This window comes from Methylobacterium sp. 77 (assembly GCF_000372825.1).
Lineage (GTDB): Bacteria > Pseudomonadota > Alphaproteobacteria > Rhizobiales > Beijerinckiaceae > Methylobacterium.
On record NZ_KB910516.1, the window covers coordinates 1,294,812 to 1,311,080 of the forward strand.

Annotated in this window: 15 protein-coding genes; 2 read left to right on the top strand and 13 right to left on the bottom strand. The window is 68.7% G+C overall.

The window, feature by feature from the left end; translation table 11 throughout:
• Positions 1 to 24: 24 nt before the first annotated feature.
• Together mfd and A3OK_RS0106125 are read right to left on the bottom strand one after the other, a co-directional pair.
• Positions 25 to 3,627: a transcription-repair coupling factor gene (gene mfd / locus A3OK_RS0106120; RefSeq protein ID WP_026596986.1), complete on the bottom strand. Its 3,603-nt coding sequence runs from the start codon at positions 3,625 to 3,627 to the stop codon at positions 25 to 27.
• Between the two features lie 219 nt (positions 3,628 to 3,846).
• The gene (locus A3OK_RS0106125; RefSeq protein WP_019904061.1) at positions 3,847 to 4,140 is read right to left on the bottom strand and encodes a succinate dehydrogenase assembly factor 2; all 294 of its coding nucleotides are present in this window, start codon (positions 4,138 to 4,140) and stop codon (positions 3,847 to 3,849) included.
• 164 nt (positions 4,141 to 4,304) lie between these two features.
• Here A3OK_RS0106125 and recG point away from each other — a divergent pair, with 164 nt between their 5' ends.
• Together recG and A3OK_RS0106135 are read left to right on the top strand one after the other, a co-directional pair.
• The gene (recG, locus tag A3OK_RS0106130; protein WP_019904062.1) at positions 4,305 to 6,446 is read left to right on the top strand and encodes an ATP-dependent DNA helicase RecG; all 2,142 of its coding nucleotides are present in this window, start codon (positions 4,305 to 4,307) and stop codon (positions 6,444 to 6,446) included.
• Positions 6,447 to 6,747: 301 nt separating this feature from the next.
• A complete protein-coding gene (locus A3OK_RS0106135) occupies positions 6,748 to 7,080 on the top strand; it encodes a hypothetical protein (RefSeq protein ID WP_019904063.1) in 333 nt (110 codons plus the stop codon).
• A gap of 54 nt (positions 7,081 to 7,134) precedes the next feature.
• On the opposite strand, the gene A3OK_RS0106140 is transcribed toward A3OK_RS0106135, so the two are convergent.
• The 11 genes from A3OK_RS0106140 to A3OK_RS0106190 all read right to left on the bottom strand — a co-directional run bounded on the left by A3OK_RS0106140 (position 7,135) and on the right by A3OK_RS0106190 (position 16,141).
• The gene (locus tag A3OK_RS0106140) at positions 7,135 to 7,965 is read right to left on the bottom strand and encodes a DUF502 domain-containing protein (RefSeq protein WP_081631158.1); all 831 of its coding nucleotides are present in this window, start codon (positions 7,963 to 7,965) and stop codon (positions 7,135 to 7,137) included.
• A gap of 141 nt (positions 7,966 to 8,106) precedes the next feature.
• Positions 8,107 to 8,304 (bottom strand): hypothetical protein, encoded by a 198-nt coding sequence (locus A3OK_RS0106145; RefSeq protein ID WP_019904065.1) that lies wholly within the window; start codon positions 8,302 to 8,304, stop codon positions 8,107 to 8,109.
• Between the two features lie 99 nt (positions 8,305 to 8,403).
• The gene (locus tag A3OK_RS0106150) at positions 8,404 to 8,739 is read right to left on the bottom strand and encodes a nitrile hydratase accessory protein (RefSeq protein ID WP_019904066.1); all 336 of its coding nucleotides are present in this window, start codon (positions 8,737 to 8,739) and stop codon (positions 8,404 to 8,406) included.
• Complete coding sequence (gene nthB, locus A3OK_RS0106155; protein WP_019904067.1) at positions 8,736 to 9,404, bottom strand: nitrile hydratase subunit beta; 669 nt, start codon at positions 9,402 to 9,404, stop codon at positions 8,736 to 8,738. The genes A3OK_RS0106150 and nthB overlap by 4 nt, the downstream gene beginning before the upstream one ends.
• Positions 9,401 to 10,042, bottom strand: a complete 642-nt coding sequence (gene nthA, locus A3OK_RS0106160; RefSeq protein WP_019904068.1) for a nitrile hydratase subunit alpha — start codon at positions 10,040 to 10,042, stop codon at positions 9,401 to 9,403. The genes nthB and nthA overlap by 4 nt, the downstream gene beginning before the upstream one ends.
• Positions 10,043 to 10,205: 163 nt before the next feature.
• Complete coding sequence (locus A3OK_RS0106165) at positions 10,206 to 11,252, bottom strand: endonuclease/exonuclease/phosphatase family protein (RefSeq protein ID WP_019904069.1); 1,047 nt, start codon at positions 11,250 to 11,252, stop codon at positions 10,206 to 10,208.
• 130 nt (positions 11,253 to 11,382) lie between these two features.
• A complete protein-coding gene (gene glmS / locus A3OK_RS0106170) occupies positions 11,383 to 13,209 on the bottom strand; it encodes a glutamine--fructose-6-phosphate transaminase (isomerizing) (RefSeq protein ID WP_019904070.1) in 1,827 nt (608 codons plus the stop codon).
• 326 nt (positions 13,210 to 13,535) lie between these two features.
• Positions 13,536 to 13,856 (bottom strand): XRE family transcriptional regulator, encoded by a 321-nt coding sequence (locus tag A3OK_RS0106175; RefSeq protein ID WP_026596987.1) that lies wholly within the window; start codon positions 13,854 to 13,856, stop codon positions 13,536 to 13,538.
• 1 nt (position 13,857) lies between these two features.
• The gene (locus tag A3OK_RS0106180; RefSeq protein WP_019904072.1) at positions 13,858 to 14,211 is read right to left on the bottom strand and encodes a type II toxin-antitoxin system RelE/ParE family toxin; all 354 of its coding nucleotides are present in this window, start codon (positions 14,209 to 14,211) and stop codon (positions 13,858 to 13,860) included.
• Between the two features lie 101 nt (positions 14,212 to 14,312).
• Positions 14,313 to 15,719, bottom strand: a complete 1,407-nt coding sequence (gene glmU / locus A3OK_RS0106185; protein ID WP_019904073.1) for a bifunctional UDP-N-acetylglucosamine diphosphorylase/glucosamine-1-phosphate N-acetyltransferase GlmU — start codon at positions 15,717 to 15,719, stop codon at positions 14,313 to 14,315.
• Positions 15,720 to 15,901: 182 nt separating this feature from the next.
• Positions 15,902 to 16,141, bottom strand: coding sequence for a hypothetical protein (locus tag A3OK_RS0106190; protein WP_026596988.1), 240 nt, complete (start codon positions 16,139 to 16,141; stop codon positions 15,902 to 15,904).
• Positions 16,142 to 16,269: the final 128 nt, after the last annotated feature.

Below are 16,269 nucleotides of genomic sequence, written 5' to 3' on the forward strand. Positions count from 1 at the left end.
GCCGGGCCGCTCGTCCGTCCCGCGTCAGGCCGCCTTCTTGGCGCGGGCGATCTTGGACAATTCGCGCAGGATCGAGGTCGTGATCTTCAGGCGCGCGGGGATGGAATCGAGTTCGCGGATGAACACGATGCTCATGTCCGGCCGCACCTTGGCGAAGGAGGCCTGCCCCCCGACGAAGGCGACCAGCCCCTGGGGATTGGCGAACGACTTGTCGCGGAAATGGACGACGACACCCTTCGGGCCGGCCTCGACCTTCTCCACGTTGGTGTCGCGGCACAGGATCTTGATCGTGACGATCTTGAGGAGCTGCTCCACCTCGGGCGGCAGCGGCCCGAACCGGTCGATGAGTTCGGCACCGAAGCTCTCCATCTCGGCATCGTTCTCGAGGGTCGAGAGCCGGCGGTAGAGGCCGAGGCGGACGGTGAGGTCCTCGACGTAATCCTCCGGGATCGTGACCGGTGCTCCGAGCGCGATGGTGGGCGACCAGGCCTCCTCCACCGGCTCCTCGATACCGGCCTTGAGCGCAGTGACGGCATCCTCCAGCATCTGCTGATAGAGCTCGTAGCCGACCTCCTTGATGTGGCCGGACTGGGCATCGCCGAGCAGGTTGCCGGCGCCGCGGATGTCGAGATCGTGGGAAGCGAGCTGGAAGCCGGCGCCCAGCGTGTCGAGGGTCTGGAGCACCTGGAGGCGCTTCTCCGCCTGCACGGTGAGCTGCTTGTTGGCCGGTGTGGTGAACAGGGCGTAGGCGCGGGCCTTGGCGCGCCCGACGCGGCCGCGCAGCTGGTAGAGCTGGGCGAGGCCGAACATGTCGGCCCGGTGCACGATGAGGGTGTTGGCGGTGGGGATGTCGAGCCCGGATTCGACGATGGTGGTGGAGAGCAGCACGTCGAACTTGCCCTCGTAGAACGCCGTCATCACGTCCTCCAGCTGGCCCGCCGCCATCTGGCCATGGGCCACCGCGACCTTGGTCTCCGGCATTTCCTGGTCGAGGAAGCGCTTCACTTCCGCCAGATCCTCGATTCGCGGCACCACGTAGAAGGACTGGCCGCCGCGATAGCGCTCGCGCAGCAGGGCCTCGCGGATCATCAACGCATCGAACGGGATCACGAAGGTGCGCACCGCCAGACGATCCACCGGCGGCGTCGCGATGATCGAGAGTTCGCGCACCCCGGTCATGGCGAGCTGGAGCGTGCGCGGAATCGGCGTCGCCGACAAAGTGAGGACGTGCACGTCGGCCTGGAGCGCCTTGAGGCGCTCCTTGTGGGCCACGCCGAAATGCTGCTCCTCGTCGACGATGATGAGGCCGAGATCCTTGAACGCCACGTTCTTGGCGAGCAGGGCATGCGTGCCGACGACGATATCGACGGTGCCGGCGGCGAGCCCGGCCCGGTTCTGCTTCATGTCGGCCGCCGAGACGAAGCGCGAGAGCTGCGCCACCTGGACGGGCAATCCCTTGAAGCGCTCGGCGAACGTCCGAAAATGCTGGCGCGCCAGCAGCGTGGTGGGCACCACCACCGCCACCTGCTTGCCGCCCATGGCGCCGGCGAAGGCGGCGCGCAGCGCCACCTCGGTCTTGCCGAATCCGACATCGCCGCAGACCAGGCGGTCCATGGGACGGCCGGCATTGAGGTCGGAGAGGACGGCGTCGATGGCGGTGGCCTGGTCCTCGGTCTCCTCGAAGACGAAACGGGCGGCGAATTCGCCGTAGAGGCCCTCCGGTGCCTGGAGGCGGGGCGCCTGGCGTACGAAACGCTCGGCCGCGATCTTGATGAGCTGGCCGGCCATCTCGAGGATGCGCTTCTTCATCTTGGCCTTGCGGGCCTGCCAGGCACCGCCGCCGAGGCGGTCGAGCGCGACTTCGGCATCCTCGGAGCCGTAGCGGGTCAGAAGCTCGATATTCTCCACCGGCAGCAGCAGCAGGCCGCCGGCATACTGGATCTCCAGGCAATCGTGCGGCGCGCCCGCCGCCGTCACCGTCTTGAGGCCGATGAAGCGGCCGATGCCGTGATCGGCATGGACCACGAGATCGCCGGGCTGCAGGGCTTGGACCTCAAGGATGATGTCCTGTGGCCGCTTCGACTTGCGCTTCTGGCGCACCAGCCGGTCGCCGAGGATGTCGCCTTCCGAGATCACCGCGAGCTTGTCGACGGTAAAGCCGGCATCGAGGCCCCACACCGCCACCGCGACGTCGGTGCCGCGTTTGAGGGCGTTCACCGCCGTGAGGGTGTTGATGGCGATCGGCTTCTTCAAGCCGTGATCGGCCAGCACGCCGCATAGCCGGTCACGCGAGCCGTCGGACCAGGATCCAAGGATCACGTGATGACCGGATCCCTGCAGCTCCTTCACATGGGCGACCGCGGCGTCGAACACGCTGGCCGTCTCGTCGGCGCGCTCGGCGGCGAAGGTGCGGCCCGCCTTGCCCTCGCAATCGATCGTCAGGCGCTCCGGGCTTTCGGGGACGGAGAAGGGTGAGAGCCGCGCGACGGACGAGGCGGCGACCCGCTCCTTCCAGTCGTTCTGGGTCAGGTAGAGCGACGAGGGCCGGAGCGGCTTGTAGGGCGCGACGCCGGGGGACGGCGCCTTCATCGCCTCGGCGCGGGCGTCGTAATAGTCGCGGATCAGGGAGAGGCGCTCGGCGACGGCCTCCTCGGCCTGTGCGTCGAAGATCAGCGGCACGCCGGGGACGTAGTCGAACAGGGTGTCGAGATGGTCGTAGAACAGCGGCATCCAATGCTCAACGCCGGCATAGCGCCGCCCTTCGCTGATCGTCTCGTAGAGCCGGTCGTCGCGGGTCGCCGCGCCGAAGGTGGAGATGTAGCCCTGGCGGAAGCGCCGGATCGTCTCGGTGGTCAATTGAACCTCGCTCATGGGAACGAGGTCGAGGGAGCGCAGGGATCCGACGGTGCGCTGGGTCTCTGGGTCGAAGGCGCGGATCGATTCGAGGGTGTCGCCGAAGAAGTCCAGGCGGATCGGGTTCGGCAGGCCGGGCGGCGACAGATCGAGAATGCCGCCGCGCACCGCGTATTCGCCGGTATCCCGCACCGTCCCCGTGCGCAGGAACCCGTTGGCCTCGACCCAAGCGGTGACGGTCTCCATCGGCACGACGTTGCCGATCGCGGCCGAGAACGTCTCCACCGCGATATGGGTCTTCGGCGGCACGCGCTGGATCAGGGCGTTCACCGTGGTGCAGAGGATGCGCGGCCGCTCCTCCGACGAGCGCGAGCGCGAGAGCCGCGACAGGGCCGTCATCCGCTGGGCGGCGATGGCGGAGTTCGGCGAGACCCGGTCGTAGGGCTGGCAATCCCAGGCCGGCACGCTCATCAGCTCGATCTCGGGGGCGACGAAACTCAGCGCGTTCTGGAACGCGTTCGAGCGCCCGGAATCGCGCGCGACGTGGACCAGCACGGCCGGCCCCTCGAAGCTGCGGGACAGCGCGCGGGCGAGATCCGCCACCACGACGGCGTCGAACCCTTCGGGCACGTTGGCCAGCGTCGGGCTGTCGCCGCGCTTCAGCGCCTCCAGGGCGCGGGCGAGCGCACCGGATTTCGGCAGCGCGAACCGCGCCGTCTGCGGCTTCGGGGCGGGCACCGCGGGCTGGGGCTTGGTGGATTGGGACTTTGCCATCGGATCTGGGTTTGCGAACTCGTGCTGGAAGGAGGCGATGACCCGCCTGGAGCCGATAACCCGTCCGGAATCATGGCGCTCCGTCATGTCGCGGCCAGATAGCCGAGCCCGGAATCCAAATCCTCGGACGGCGCCCCGGCGTTCACGTCCTGCGGATCTGGATTCCGGGCTCGCCTTCGGCGTCCCGAAACGACGTCAGGAAAAGGGCAGGTTCCGGCGCTAGTGAATCGGCGCGTCGTGCTTATGGAACGACTTGAGGCGCCGGTATACCGGCGTGTCGTAGTTCTCCGGGGTCTCGTCCTCGCCGGTGAGCCAGCGGAACAGGTCGCGGTCGGGCACCTCGATCAGGAGCTCGAACGTGTCGAGTTCCGTCTCGGTCAGCGTGCCGATCTCGGCATCGGCGAAACGGCCCATGATCAGGTCCATCTCGCGCATGCCGCGATGCCAGGCGCGGAAGAGGGTGCGGCGCCGGCGCGGCGACAGGTCGGCGCTGGTGCGGGTGGTTCCGGACATGGGGTCAGCCTGTGATGCTGCGATCCTGGGATCATGTGGTCTCAGGATCCGTGAATCCTGTTCGCGGCCCCGCACCTTGATGGCGGCAAAGGCCTGCGCTGTCGTCTATATAGACCCGCGCGGTGGCATCACCATGCCCGTTCGCGCGGCTCAACCGGCTTTGCATGACAGACGAATCCCGCCCGACACCCCTGCGCCCCAGTATCCTCGATCCGCTCTTCGCTCCGGCGCAATCCCTGCCCGGCGTCGGGCCGAAGATGGCGCCGTTGATCGAGCGGCTGCTCGGCACGCCGGAGCAGCCCGCGCGGATCGTCGACCTCCTGTTCCACCTGCCCCAGGGCGGGGTGGCGCGCACGATGATGGGTTCCATCGCCGAGGCACCACCGGGCGAGCCGGTGACGCTCGGCGTCACGGTGACCGGCTATCGCCCGCCACAGGCCGGGGCGGGGCGGCGTCCCTTCCGGGTCCTGGTGGAGGACGGCACCGGCGACATCACCCTCGTCTTCTTCGGCATGCCGCAGGCCCGCGTGGAGAAGATGCTGCCGCTCGGCGCACACCGCTATATTTCGGGCCGGATCGATCTGTGGGACGGGCATCGCCAGATGGTGCATCCGTCGCGGATCGTCGACGAGGCCGGGCTCGCCGCCCTCCCCGCCGTGGAACTCGTCTACGGCGCCACCGAGGGCCTGACCTCGCGGGCGATCTCGAAACTCGCGCATTCCGCCCTCGACCGCCTGCCGATCCTGCCGGAATGGCAGGACCCGGCCTGGCTCGCGCGGGAAGGGCTGCCGGGCTTCGCCGACGCGCTGAGGGCCGAACACCGTCCCGAGAACGCGCCGCCCGCGCCCTCCGGCGACGGCATCGTACCCCGCACACCCGCCCGCCGCCGCCTCGCCTATGACGAGCTTCTCGCCTCGCAACTGGCGCTCGCCCTGACGCGGGCGCGCAACCGCAGGGCGCCCGGCCGGGCTAATGCCGGGGACGGGCATCTCAAGGACCGGATCGAGGCCGCCCTGCCCTTCGCGCTCACGGGCGCGCAGAACCGTGCCGTCGCCGAGATCCGCGCCGACCTCGCCTCCGACCGACGCATGCTGCGCCTGCTCCAGGGCGATGTCGGTTCCGGCAAGACGGCGGTGGCGCTGCTGGCCATGGCCTCGGCGGTGGAAGTCGGGCGTCAGGCCGCCCTGATGGCGCCCACCGAGATCCTGGCGCGCCAGCATTTCGAGCGCCTGACCGGGCTCGTCGGCGCATTGCGCCTGCGCCTCCTGACCGGGCGCGACAAGGTCTCCGAGCGCCGCGCCACCCTCGCCGACCTCGCCGACGGCCATATCGACATCGTGGTCGGCACCCACGCCCTGTTCCAGGACAGCGTGATCTTCAAGGATCTCGGCGTCGCCGTGGTGGACGAGCAGCACCGCTTCGGCGTCCACCAGCGCCTTGCTCTGGGCGCCAAGGGGGCGGCGGTGGACATCCTGGTGATGACCGCGACGCCGATCCCGCGCACCCTGGCGCTCACCTGTTTTGGCGACATGGACGTCTCCGTCCTCGACGAGAAACCGGCCGGGCGGCAGGCCATCACCACCCGCCTCGTCTCCGTCGATCGCCTGGACGAAGTGGTGGCGGGTTTGGGCCGGGCGCTCGCCGCCGGGGACAGGGTCTACTGGATCTGCCCCCTGGTGGCGGAATCGGAATATGTCGACCTCGCCGCCGCCGAGGACAGGTTCGCCGACCTGCGGCAGGAATTCGGCGATGCCGTGGGCCTGATCCACGGCAAGATGCCGGGGCCGGACAAGGACGCCGCGATGGAGCGGTTCGCCGCCGGCGAGACGCGCATCCTGGTCTCGACCACGGTGGTGGAGGTCGGCGTCGATGTGCCCGAGGCGACGATCATGGTGATCGAGCATGCCGAGCGGTTCGGTCTCGCCCAGCTGCACCAGCTGCGCGGACGGGTCGGGCGCGGCGCCAAGGCCTCGACCTGCCTGCTGCTCTATCGCGGTCCGCTGGGACAGGTCTCGCGGGCCCGCCTCGAGATGATGCGCGAGACCGAGGACGGGTTTCGCATCGCCGAGGAGGATCTGCGCCTGCGCGGCGAGGGCGAGGTGCTGGGCACACGCCAATCGGGCGTGGCCGCCTTCCGGCTCGCGAGCCTCGAGAGCGATGGAAGCTTGCTGGACGTCGCCCGCGACGATGCCCGGCTCATCGTCGAGCGCGATCCCGGCCTCAAATCCGAGCGCGGCAAGGCCCTGCGGGTGCTGCTCTACCTGTTCGAGCGCGACGCCGCGATCCGGCTGCTTGGGGCGGGATGAGGTGATTCGCCGGCTGAACGAATCCGAGTCCAAACATGAACGCGGTGCCGCAAAAGCGACGAATCGGGATGGCGCAGCGCCTGCGCACTCCGCCTCCCGAAGCCATCGTGCCGCAGTCGCAGCAAGCAAGAAAGCCGAGTAATTTCAATGTCTTGGAATGGATACAGCCACTGCCATGCCGTGCGGTTGTGCGATGCCGCAAGGACTTCCTGAACTTGAAATGAACGTATTCTCCCCTTAACTGAACATGAACGAACGGCCCGCCAGACTGGGCTGCCACACAGATTTCAGGAGGATGGATATGTCGGCCGGACTGTTCCAAAACCTGCCGGGCGCCCACGAAATGGGGAGTGCCTATGCTCTTCCGAGCGAGCCCTGGCTGCTTCCGATCTCCGATGGCCAGGAGCCCGTGGCGCGGACGACCGAGGATGTGCTTCTCGCCGTGCGCCGATCCGCCCGTCCTTTCCGGATTGCCGCGAACGCGCTGATGGCCCTGCTTCTCGTGGCCGTGACCGCCCAGGTCGCCACGGGCTGGGGCGGCTCCGTCGTCGCTCCTCGCGCGACCAACCACGTCGCCGACGCCTCGCCTCCGACGCTTCCCGTCGAAAAGGCGGCGCTGATGGTCCATAACTAGACCACGTCGACTTTGAGACCCCGAAAGGCGAAGCACGCTTTTCGGGGCGACAGGTCAGACCGACTTCTCGACGACCTTCCCGGTCGCGACGAGTTTGTCCTGGCGACGGGACGAGGCTTGCAGCAGCGCATCGTCCTCCGTGGAATGGTTGGCTCCCCCTTGGGCCGAGCGGATCGACGCCGCCATGGCCTGGAGCCTGACCTGCGGGTCTTCCGGCTGAATCACCCCCGCCGACATCACGAGCTTGGCCGCGTCGTCGATGCTCATGGGCACTTCGATGATGTCCGCCCGCGGCAGGTAGAAGAAGAACCCGGTGGTGGGATTGGGCGCGCAGGGCAGAAACACGCCCACATGGTCGTTCTCCTCGCCCAGGGCGGTCTGCACGTCGGGGCCGGCGGGTGCTGAGACGAACACCACCGACCACGTCCCCTTCACCGGGAATTCCACCAGCCCGACGGTGCGGAACGACGTGCCGTTGGCCGAGAACAGCGTCTCGAAGATCTGTCGCAGGCCCTTGTAGAGGCCCGAGATCACCGGGGTGCGGGCCAGCAGCACCTCTCCGAATTCCACCACGCTGCGGCCGACGAGGTTGGCCGTGAGGAAGCCGAGCAGGGTCACCGCCACGAAGGCGATGACGAGGCCGAGGCCCGGAATCGAGAAGGGCAGGTAATGGTCCGGCAGGTAGCTCGCCGGCACCAGCGGCTTCACCCAGCCATCGATGAGGCTGATGAACCACCAGGTGATGTAGATCGTGATCGCCAGTGGCCCGGCGACGATGATGCCGGTGAGGAAGTAGGTCCGCAGGCGGCTCTTCTTGCTCACGCGGGGCGGTGGTCGTGCTCCGGGTAGGTCTGGTTCCGGCAACGGGGTGAGCGTTTCGCGCACGGGCGGCCTGTCTCGTGGGAGGCCGGTCTCCGGCCCGCAGGTCTTCGGCCCGCACGACAAGGGTTAGCGGGTCGGGCCTGCCACCTCAAGCGCGAGGAGGCCGCGCCCCGGATTCAGGCCTTGGGATTCAGGTATTGGGATTCAGGTCTTGCTCTCGCCGAGGGTCGCTTCCGCCGCGAGCGCCCTCTCCTTCCAGGCATCCCGTTCCGCCAGAGCTTCCTTGAGAGCGAGCTCGGCGCGCTGAGCGCGGGTGGAACTCGCCGAGGCCAGGGCCTGCGCCCGTTCGCGGGCGCGGGTCTCGCCGGCCATCTGGACCTTGAGGTCGCGCGGCGTTGCCATGGTCGTGTCCGTTCTCAGGAATAAGGGGATGTCACAGGATGCCCCGCCGACGCCCTATCCGCCAGAGCCGGGACGCGATGCAAGCGATCGCGAGACTTTTCAGGAGGAAGGACGCGGATCGTTCGCCAGCAGGATCGCCTCGCCGTGCGGGGTCGCGGCGGCGGCCCGGAGGAAGGCGTCGCTGCGTGCCTGCAGGCTCGACGGATCGGCGACACCACGCTCGGCGAGCAATGTCTCCAGGGTCGCGAGCCAACGTCCGTAATCGGCCGCCGCCTCCGGCTCGCCATGCGGCCGGATGGTGCGCCCGAGGGCCCGCGCCCAATCGCCTTGCGTGAACAGGCCGCGCTCCTGCAGGGCGACGACCAGGGCGAAGACCTGCGCCTCCCACGGCTCCGCGAACGGCCCCGGATCGTCGAGCCGGCAGCCGGCGCTCATCGTGACGCCTCCGGCAACAGGTAGCCTTCGAAGGCGGCCACCGTGACGCGCCCGCCGGGATCGGCGCTCGCGCCCCACAGGTCGGCGGCCTCGAAACCCACCGTGTAGAGCCATTGCGGCGGGGCATCCCGGCCGATTGCGCTGGCATCGGGCAGGACGAAAGCGCCGTGGACCCGCTCGATGACGCCGCGCCGCCCGCGGACGTAGCGCGGCAGGCGGGTATGGCCCGTCGGGTGGTCGTTGCGGGTCAGGATGGTGTCGCCCGGGCGGAAGAGCGCGGGTGCCGGCGCCGGCCGGTCGCTCGGGAAGCCCGCCGAGAAGCGGGGCGGGATCTCCTCGGCATGGAGCACCCGCGTCACCGGTCTTGCCGGTTCCCCGCTCACGCCGCTGGCGATCTCCTCTCGCGTGGCGAGCCCGCTGGATAGGAGTTGGGATTCGAGGGCCGCGAGCCAGATCTCGTAATAGCTCGACGCGAGGTATTCGGCCGGCGGCAGCGCTTCGCGCGCGGCGCGGCTGCCATCCAGGGTCCAGGTCCCGGTATAGCCCATAGCGAGGGCGAGGGCGAAGACGCGCCGCTCCCATGCCGCGTGGAAGACCGGCTCGTTCGCCTCCGCCATGACGGGACCGAAGCCGTGGGCTCCGCCGAGATCCTGCGCGCCGTTCACCGGCCCGTCTCCGGGGCGAGCGGCAGCCCGATGCCGATCATGCAATCGCGCGTCACCAGGGCGGCGAGTTCGGCCTCGTTCAAGGAATCCGTGCCGGCGGGCCGCAGGGGCAGAACCATGAACCGGGTCTCGGCGGTGGAATCCCACACGGTGATGCGGGTCGTCTCGGGAAGGTTCAGGCCGAACTCGGACAGCACGCCGCGCGGGTCGATCACGGCGCGGGCACGGTAGGGCGGCGCCTTGTACCAGACCGGCGGCAGGCCCAGCACCGGCCAGGGATAGCAGGAGCACAGGGTGCAGACGACGAGGTTGTGAACATTCGGCGTGTTGGCCACCACCACCATGTGCTCGCCGCCGCGTCCGCCGATGCCGAGTTCGGCGATGGCCGGGGTCGCATCGGCCAGGAGCCGCTCGCGATACGCCGGATCGGTCCAGGCGCGGGCGACGACACGGGCGCCGTTATGGGGGCCGACGCGGGTCTCGTACATCTCGACGAGCGCATCGAGGGCGTCCGCCTCGACATAGCCCTTCTCGAGAAGGAGCGATTCCAGCGCCTTCACCCGCGCCTCGATGGGCGAGAGGGTGCTGCCATGCGCGTGGCCGGAATGGTCGTCGTGGTGATCGTGGTCGTGCGCCATGGCGTCTCGTCCTGAACCCGGAGCGGTCTTGGCACCGTCGCATCACCGGTCCAGCCCGAAGGCGGCGTGGACCAGGGGCGGCGTCGCAGTACGGACCTGAGGGCAATCTGGAACCGGAGAGGGCCCGTGTCGACACCCCTCCCCGCACCATGCGGGAACCCCCTCAGCGCGCGGCTTCGATCGCCTCCTGCGCGTCGCGATGATCCTCGGCGGTGGCCGTCGGCTTCTCCTGCCGGGCGGGAGCGTGCGGCGCGGCGCAGAGGCTGACCGCGATCGGGAAATGGTCGGAGCCGACGCCGGGCAGCCGCTCCATTCCGGCGAGGAGGAAGTGCTCGCTGAAGAAGACGTGGTCGAGGGGCCAGCGCATCACCGGCCATTGCGCGTGGAAGGTCGCGAACAGGCCGCGGCCCTGGCGCGGGTCGAGCAGGCCGCTGATGCTCTGGAACAGCTGGGTCGTGCGCGACCAGGCCACGTCGTTGAGATCGCCGGCGACGATGGTCGGTCCCCGGCCCTGCGCGACCTCGCGGGCGACGATCACGAGTTCGGCGTCACGCGGTGCGCTGCTCTGGCCGGGATGCGGGGGGCGCGGGTGCAGGCCGTAGAGCCGTGCCGTCTCGCCGTCCGGCAGCACGATGTCGGTGCGCAGCGACGGCACGTCGTCCTGCAGCAGGAAGCGGATTTCGGGGCCGCGCAGGGGCAGGCGCGAGTAGAACAGCAGGCCGTAGGTGTTGTCCTGCGGCTGCTCGACCCGGTTCGGGTAGAGCGCGCGCAGAGGAGCCATGGCCTCCTGCCAGCCGGAATCGGTCTCCAGCAGCAGGACGATATCGGGTGATCGGCGCGTGACGAGATCGAGGGCCGCGCCGAAATCCCGGTTCGATTGCAAGACGTTGAGCACCACGAGGCTGAGCCGGGCCCCCGGCTCGCACGATGTCGCGGACTTCGCCTGGGTGGCGGCGAGCGGCGTGAAAGGCAGGATGTAGCGGACCTGCATGACCAGCGCCGCCGCCATGGCGATGGCGAGGATCACGTCCGAAGTGTCCCTGGAGACCAGCAGCAGGCCGACGATGCAGGCCGCGAGCGCCACAGCGATCTGGAGCCGGGGAAAGTCCAGGCTCCGGACGAGGCCGAGATTGGTCTCGATCAGCGGCAGCAGCGTTCCCGCGACCAGCAGACCCGCGATGCCCTTCAGGGCGAGCGTGAGATACGTCAAACCTGTCTCCGCCGCCTCGGCATCCCGCCGGATCGTGCAACCGGGTCACGGCGCGTCGTCCCGACCGCCCGCCTGCGGCCCAGCTTGGCCGGCCGCCAGACAATCGACGGCCCCCGGCGCCGGTTCCGGCCTATTCCACCGTGACGGATTTGGCGAGGTTGCGCGGCTGGTCCACGTCTTTCCCCATGAACACGGCGGTGTGGTAGGCGATGAGCTGGATCGGCACCGCGTAGACGATGGGAGCCACGACCGGGTCGAGGTCGGGCATGGTCACTGTCGCCATGGTGTCGAGGCCGGCCGCTGCCGCGCCCTTGGCGTCGCCGATGAGGATAATGCGCCCGCCGCGCGCGGCCACCTCCTGCATGTTCGACACCGTCTTCTCGAAGATCGCGTCGTGGGGCGCGATGACGATGACCGGCACGCTCTCGTCGATGAGGGCGATGGGGCCGTGCTTGAGCTCGCCCGCGGCATAGCCCTCGGCATGGATGTAGCTGATCTCCTTCAGCTTTAGCGCGCCTTCCATGGCCATCGGGTAGCTGGTGCCGCGGCCGAGATAGAGCACGTCGCGGGCCTTCGAGACCTCGCGGGCGAGGAGCTCGATCTCACCTTCCAGCTTGGTGGCATCCGCCATCAGGCCGGGCACGGTGATGAGAGCGTCGACGAGCGCGCGCTCGCGCTCGGCGCTCAAGGTGCCCCGCGCCCGGCCGGCGGCGATGGCGAGGCACAGCAGCACCGTGAGCTGGCAGGAAAAGGCCTTGGTGGAGGCCACCCCGATCTCGGGTCCGGCCAGCGTCGGCACGACGGCCGAGGCCTCGCGGGCGATGGTGGAGGTCGGCACGTTGACCACCGCCAGCGTGTGCTGGCCCTGGTCCCTGGCGTAGCGCAGCGAGGCCAGGGTGTCGGCGGTCTCGCCCGATTGCGAGATGACGAGGGTCAGGCCGGCCTTGTCGAGGGGCGGCTCGCGGTAGCGCGCCTCGGAGGCGACATCGATCTCCACCGGCAGGCGCGCCAGGGATTCGAACCAGTATTTCGCCACCAGGCCGGCATAATAGGCGGTGCCGCAGGCGGTGATCGAGAGCCGCGAGAGGTCCTTGAAATCGAACGGCAGGGCTTCGGGCAGGGCGACGCGGCCGTTGGCGAGGTCGACGTAATGCGCCAGCGTGCGGCCGACCACCTCGGGCTGCTCGTGGATCTCCTTGGCCATGAAGTGGCGGTGGTTGCCCTTCTCCACCCGGTAGGCCTGGGCGACGATGCGCTGGCGCTGGCGCGAGACCGCGTTGCCATCGATGTCGCGGATTTCGGCGCCTTCGCGGGTCAGCACCGCCCAGTCGCCCTCCTCCAGATAGGTGATCTCCTCGGTGAAGGGGGCGAGCGCGAGCGCGTCCGAGCCGAGATAGGTCTCGCCGTCGCCGAAGCCGATCGCCAGCGGGGCGCCGTGGCGGGCGCCGATGAGAAGGTCGTCATGGCCGGCGAAGATGAAGCCGAGCGCGAACGCACCGCGCAGGCGCGGCAGGGCGGCGGCCACCGCCTCGACCGGCCCCAGGCCCTTGTCCATCTCGGCGCTGACGAGCTGCGCCACGACCTCGGTGTCGGTCTCGCTTTCGAACTGCACGCCTCTCGCCTGCAACTCGGCCTTCAACTCGCGGAAATTCTCGATGATGCCGTTATGGACCACGGCGAGGCGCGCCGTGGCGTGCGGGTGGGCATTGGTCTCGTTGGGGCGCCCATGCGTCGCCCAACGGGTATGGCCGATGCCGATCGTTCCGGGCAGGGGCTCGTCGCGGAGCTTGAGTTCGAGGTTCGAGAGCTTGCCCTCGGCGCGGCGGCGATCCAGCCGGCCGTCGGCCAGGGTCGCGACGCCCGCGGAATCGTAGCCGCGGTATTCGAGGCGCCGCAGGGCTTCGACCACCTGTCCCGCCACCGCCTCATGCCCGACGATGCCAACGATTCCGCACATGGTCGCTTCTCTCACACGAAGGGGCTGGGCCGAGGGGCCGAAGCAATACGGGCCTCCGACCGTCCCGGACCGGGATCATGGCGGTGACAACGCAAAGACCGGCCCAAGCCGTCTATGACGGCCTTGTATCGGATCGGGACACCGTGCCGCCAGCCATCCTGTCACGCTGCCGCACAAGGCGCATGACCTGCCTTCATTTTTGCCATCGGCAATATCTGGCAAGGTCATGTTAAAAATGAACTTTATGCTTCTGGAGACGCATTCTGAAGGTGTCGCATGGGCCGGGCGCATGTTCGAGATTCGATGCCGGTCGGCGTCATGCAGTGTCAGGGCGCAAGTTCACCCATGCTCGTGAGGCAGATCACGCCTTTGCCGGGTAGCTCGACACGCAGTTCCAGTTTGCCTCCCGCCGCTTCCACGAACCGACGCAGCGTCGAGAGGTAGAGATCGGTCTGACGCTCCATCTTGAGAACGGCGGGCTGCGTGATGCCCAGCTCCCGTGCGATGTCTTCTTGGCTGCGGTCGGCAAGCAGACGCAACGCCTTGAGCCCGTCGATCTCGGCCTTCATCTCATCCGCGCGAGCATGAATTCGCGCAAGACGGTCGGGCGGAATTGCGGCCATCACCTGTTCCATCGTCCGTGCCATTCTATCGCTCCCGCGCTGCCAGATGGTCCTCGAACCGCTCGTCCGCTCTGGCGATGAGTCCCTTGTAGAAACGCTTTTGCGCCACTCCGGCCTTGTCCCCCGCGATCAGGAGAATGGCTTGGCGCTCCGGATCGAAGGCGAATGCGACCCGCCATACTCCGTCGTCGGCCCGGAACCGCAATTCCTTCATATTGGCATGCCGGGACCCCGAAAGCGTGTCGACATGCGGGCGCCCGAGCGCAGGCCCGTACTCCGTGAGAAGCAGCGACAAGGCTGCAATCGCGTCTTGGACCGGCTCGGACAACGCTTCGTATTCAGGGTCGAATGCATCGTGCAGCACGACGGTCCAGGACATCTGAAACTATAACCTTCAGGTTATGAAAAAGCCAGATCTTGCTCTGGATCGAGCTCCAATTCAGTGCCTCGTGCAGCATCCGCGAAGAAGCGGAGGCGCCATTAGAGGCCCGAGGATCGCTTGGCGGCCTTCATCGCCTGCAAGGCCGCGCGCATTCCGCCGGCCATGCCCTCGATGATGCGCTGGCGACCGCGGGCGATGGCGAGGGCATCGGCCGGCACCGAGGCGGTGATGACCGAGCCCGCGCCGACGATGGCGCCGGCCCCGACGCTCACGGGCGCCACCAGGGCGGTGTTCGAGCCGATGAAGGCGCCGGCCCCGATCTCGGTGCGGTGCTTGTTCACCCCGTCGTAATTGCAGGTGATGGTGCCGGCCCCGACATTGGCGCCCGGCCCGATCTCGGCATCGCCGAGATAGGTCAGGTGGTTGGCCTTGGCGCCCTCGCCGAGGCGGGCATTCTTCATCTCGACGAAATTGCCGATGCGCGAGCCGCTCTCCAGCACCGCGCCCGGCCGGAGCCGGGCATAGGGGCCGATGCTCACGCCCTGCGCCAGGGTCGCGCCTTCGAGATGCGAGAAGGCGTGGATCACGCAACGGTCGCCCACGGTCACCTGGGGGCCGAAGACCACATGAGGTTCCACCAGAACATCCCGGCCCAACACCGTGTCGACGCTGAGGAAAACCGTCTCCGGCGCCACCAGCGTCGTGCCCCCGATCTGCGCCGCACGGCGCAGGCGCGCCTGGATTGTCGCCTCGGCGACGCTCAGCTGGACCCGGTCGTTGACGCCCTGCGCCTCGGCCTCGTCCACGGGCACCACCGCTACGTCGAGCCCGTCTGCCACTGCGAGAGCGACGGCGTCGGGCAGGTAATATTCGTGCCCCGCATTGTTGTTGCCGATCCGCGTCAGCAGGGCGAGGGCATGTGGCCCGGAGAGCGCCATCAGGCCGGCATTGCACAGGGTGACGGCGCGCTCCTCCGTGCTCGCATCCTTCTCCTCGCGGATGGCGAGCACGCGTCCGCCTTGCGTGAGCACCCGTCCGTAGCCGGTGGGATTCTCCGCCGTGAAGGCGAGCACGGCGACCGCCGCCCCCTCGGCCAGGGGCGCGCGCAGGCGGGTGAGGGTGGCCCCGGTGATGAGGGGGGTGTCGCCGAACGCGATCACCACGTCGTCGGAACCCGCTTCCAGCGCTTCGCGGGCGGCGAGCACCGCATGCGCCGTGCCGAGGCGCTCGAATTGCGGATGGACCGAGGCGCCGGGCGCCGCCCGCTCGATCTCGGCGGCCACCGCCCCCTGCCCCGGTTCGACCACGACGGCGATGCGGTTCGCCCCGGCTTCGCGCGCGGCGGCGAGCACGTGGCCGAGCATGGTCCGTCCGGCCACCGCATGCAGCACCTTGGGCAGGTCGGAGCGCATCCGCGTGCCCTTGCCGGCGGCCAGCACGATGGCGGTGAGGCTGCGTCCGCTCGTCGTATCGAATTCGGTCGTGGTGCTGGTCTGCGCCGTCATCGTCGCTCCGCCGCTGTCGGGCCCGGGGCCGGTTCGCGTCCTGTCGGCTGCGCTACTGTGCGGCTTACCGGGTGGCAAGTCTGCCTGTCGGCAAGCCTGCCCGTCCGTAAGCCTGCCTTTCGGCAACCCTGCCTGTCGAAAAGCCGAATTCACGGATGGAGATCGGACCCGAGCGGCGCCGCTCAGTGGCTCTTGATGATGAGGGTGATCAGCACGGCGGCGACGCACACGAACATCACGACCCCGAGGACAAGGCTCGCCAACGTGGTGGTAGAGATGTAGGTGCCGGCGACGCTCCCCAGCACGCGTGCGACACCGCCTCCGGTGGAGGATGTTGGCTGTCCCGGATGGCCGCAACCCGGACAGGCCAGGGCCTGTACCGAGACCTGTCGCGTGCAGGCAGGGCATGGGATCAGTGCCATGAGGAGCCTCTTTTGACATGAACGACCCCTCGGTATCTGTCATAGGCGCGACCATTCGGCCAGTGCGGTCCGCTCGTCCCGTTCCGTCCCCTATCGTCCGCTCCTCCGCGATGACGTCGGAAAATCCG

Coding starts and splice junctions, on each gene's coding strand:
- mfd (WP_026596986.1), bottom strand. CDS start 3,627: ATGGCAAAGTCCCAATCCACCAAGCCCCAGCCCGCGGTGCCCGCCCCG.
- A3OK_RS0106125 (WP_019904061.1), bottom strand. CDS start 4,140: ATGTCCGGAACCACCCGCACCAGCGCCGACCTGTCGCCGCGCCGGCGC.
- recG (WP_019904062.1), top strand. CDS start 4,305: ATGACAGACGAATCCCGCCCGACACCCCTGCGCCCCAGTATCCTCGAT.
- A3OK_RS0106135 (WP_019904063.1), top strand. CDS start 6,748: ATGTCGGCCGGACTGTTCCAAAACCTGCCGGGCGCCCACGAAATGGGG.
- A3OK_RS0106145 (WP_019904065.1), bottom strand. CDS start 8,304: ATGGCAACGCCGCGCGACCTCAAGGTCCAGATGGCCGGCGAGACCCGC.
- A3OK_RS0106150 (WP_019904066.1), bottom strand. CDS start 8,739: ATGAGCGCCGGCTGCCGGCTCGACGATCCGGGGCCGTTCGCGGAGCCG.
- nthA (WP_019904068.1), bottom strand. CDS start 10,042: ATGGCGCACGACCACGATCACCACGACGACCATTCCGGCCACGCGCAT.
- glmS (WP_019904070.1), bottom strand. CDS start 13,209: ATGTGCGGAATCGTTGGCATCGTCGGGCATGAGGCGGTGGCGGGACAG.
- A3OK_RS0106175 (WP_026596987.1), bottom strand. CDS start 13,856: ATGGCACGGACGATGGAACAGGTGATGGCCGCAATTCCGCCCGACCGT.
- A3OK_RS0106180 (WP_019904072.1), bottom strand. CDS start 14,211: ATGTCCTGGACCGTCGTGCTGCACGATGCATTCGACCCTGAATACGAA.
- glmU (WP_019904073.1), bottom strand. CDS start 15,719: ATGACGGCGCAGACCAGCACCACGACCGAATTCGATACGACGAGCGGA.
- A3OK_RS0106190 (WP_026596988.1), bottom strand. CDS start 16,141: ATGGCACTGATCCCATGCCCTGCCTGCACGCGACAGGTCTCGGTACAG.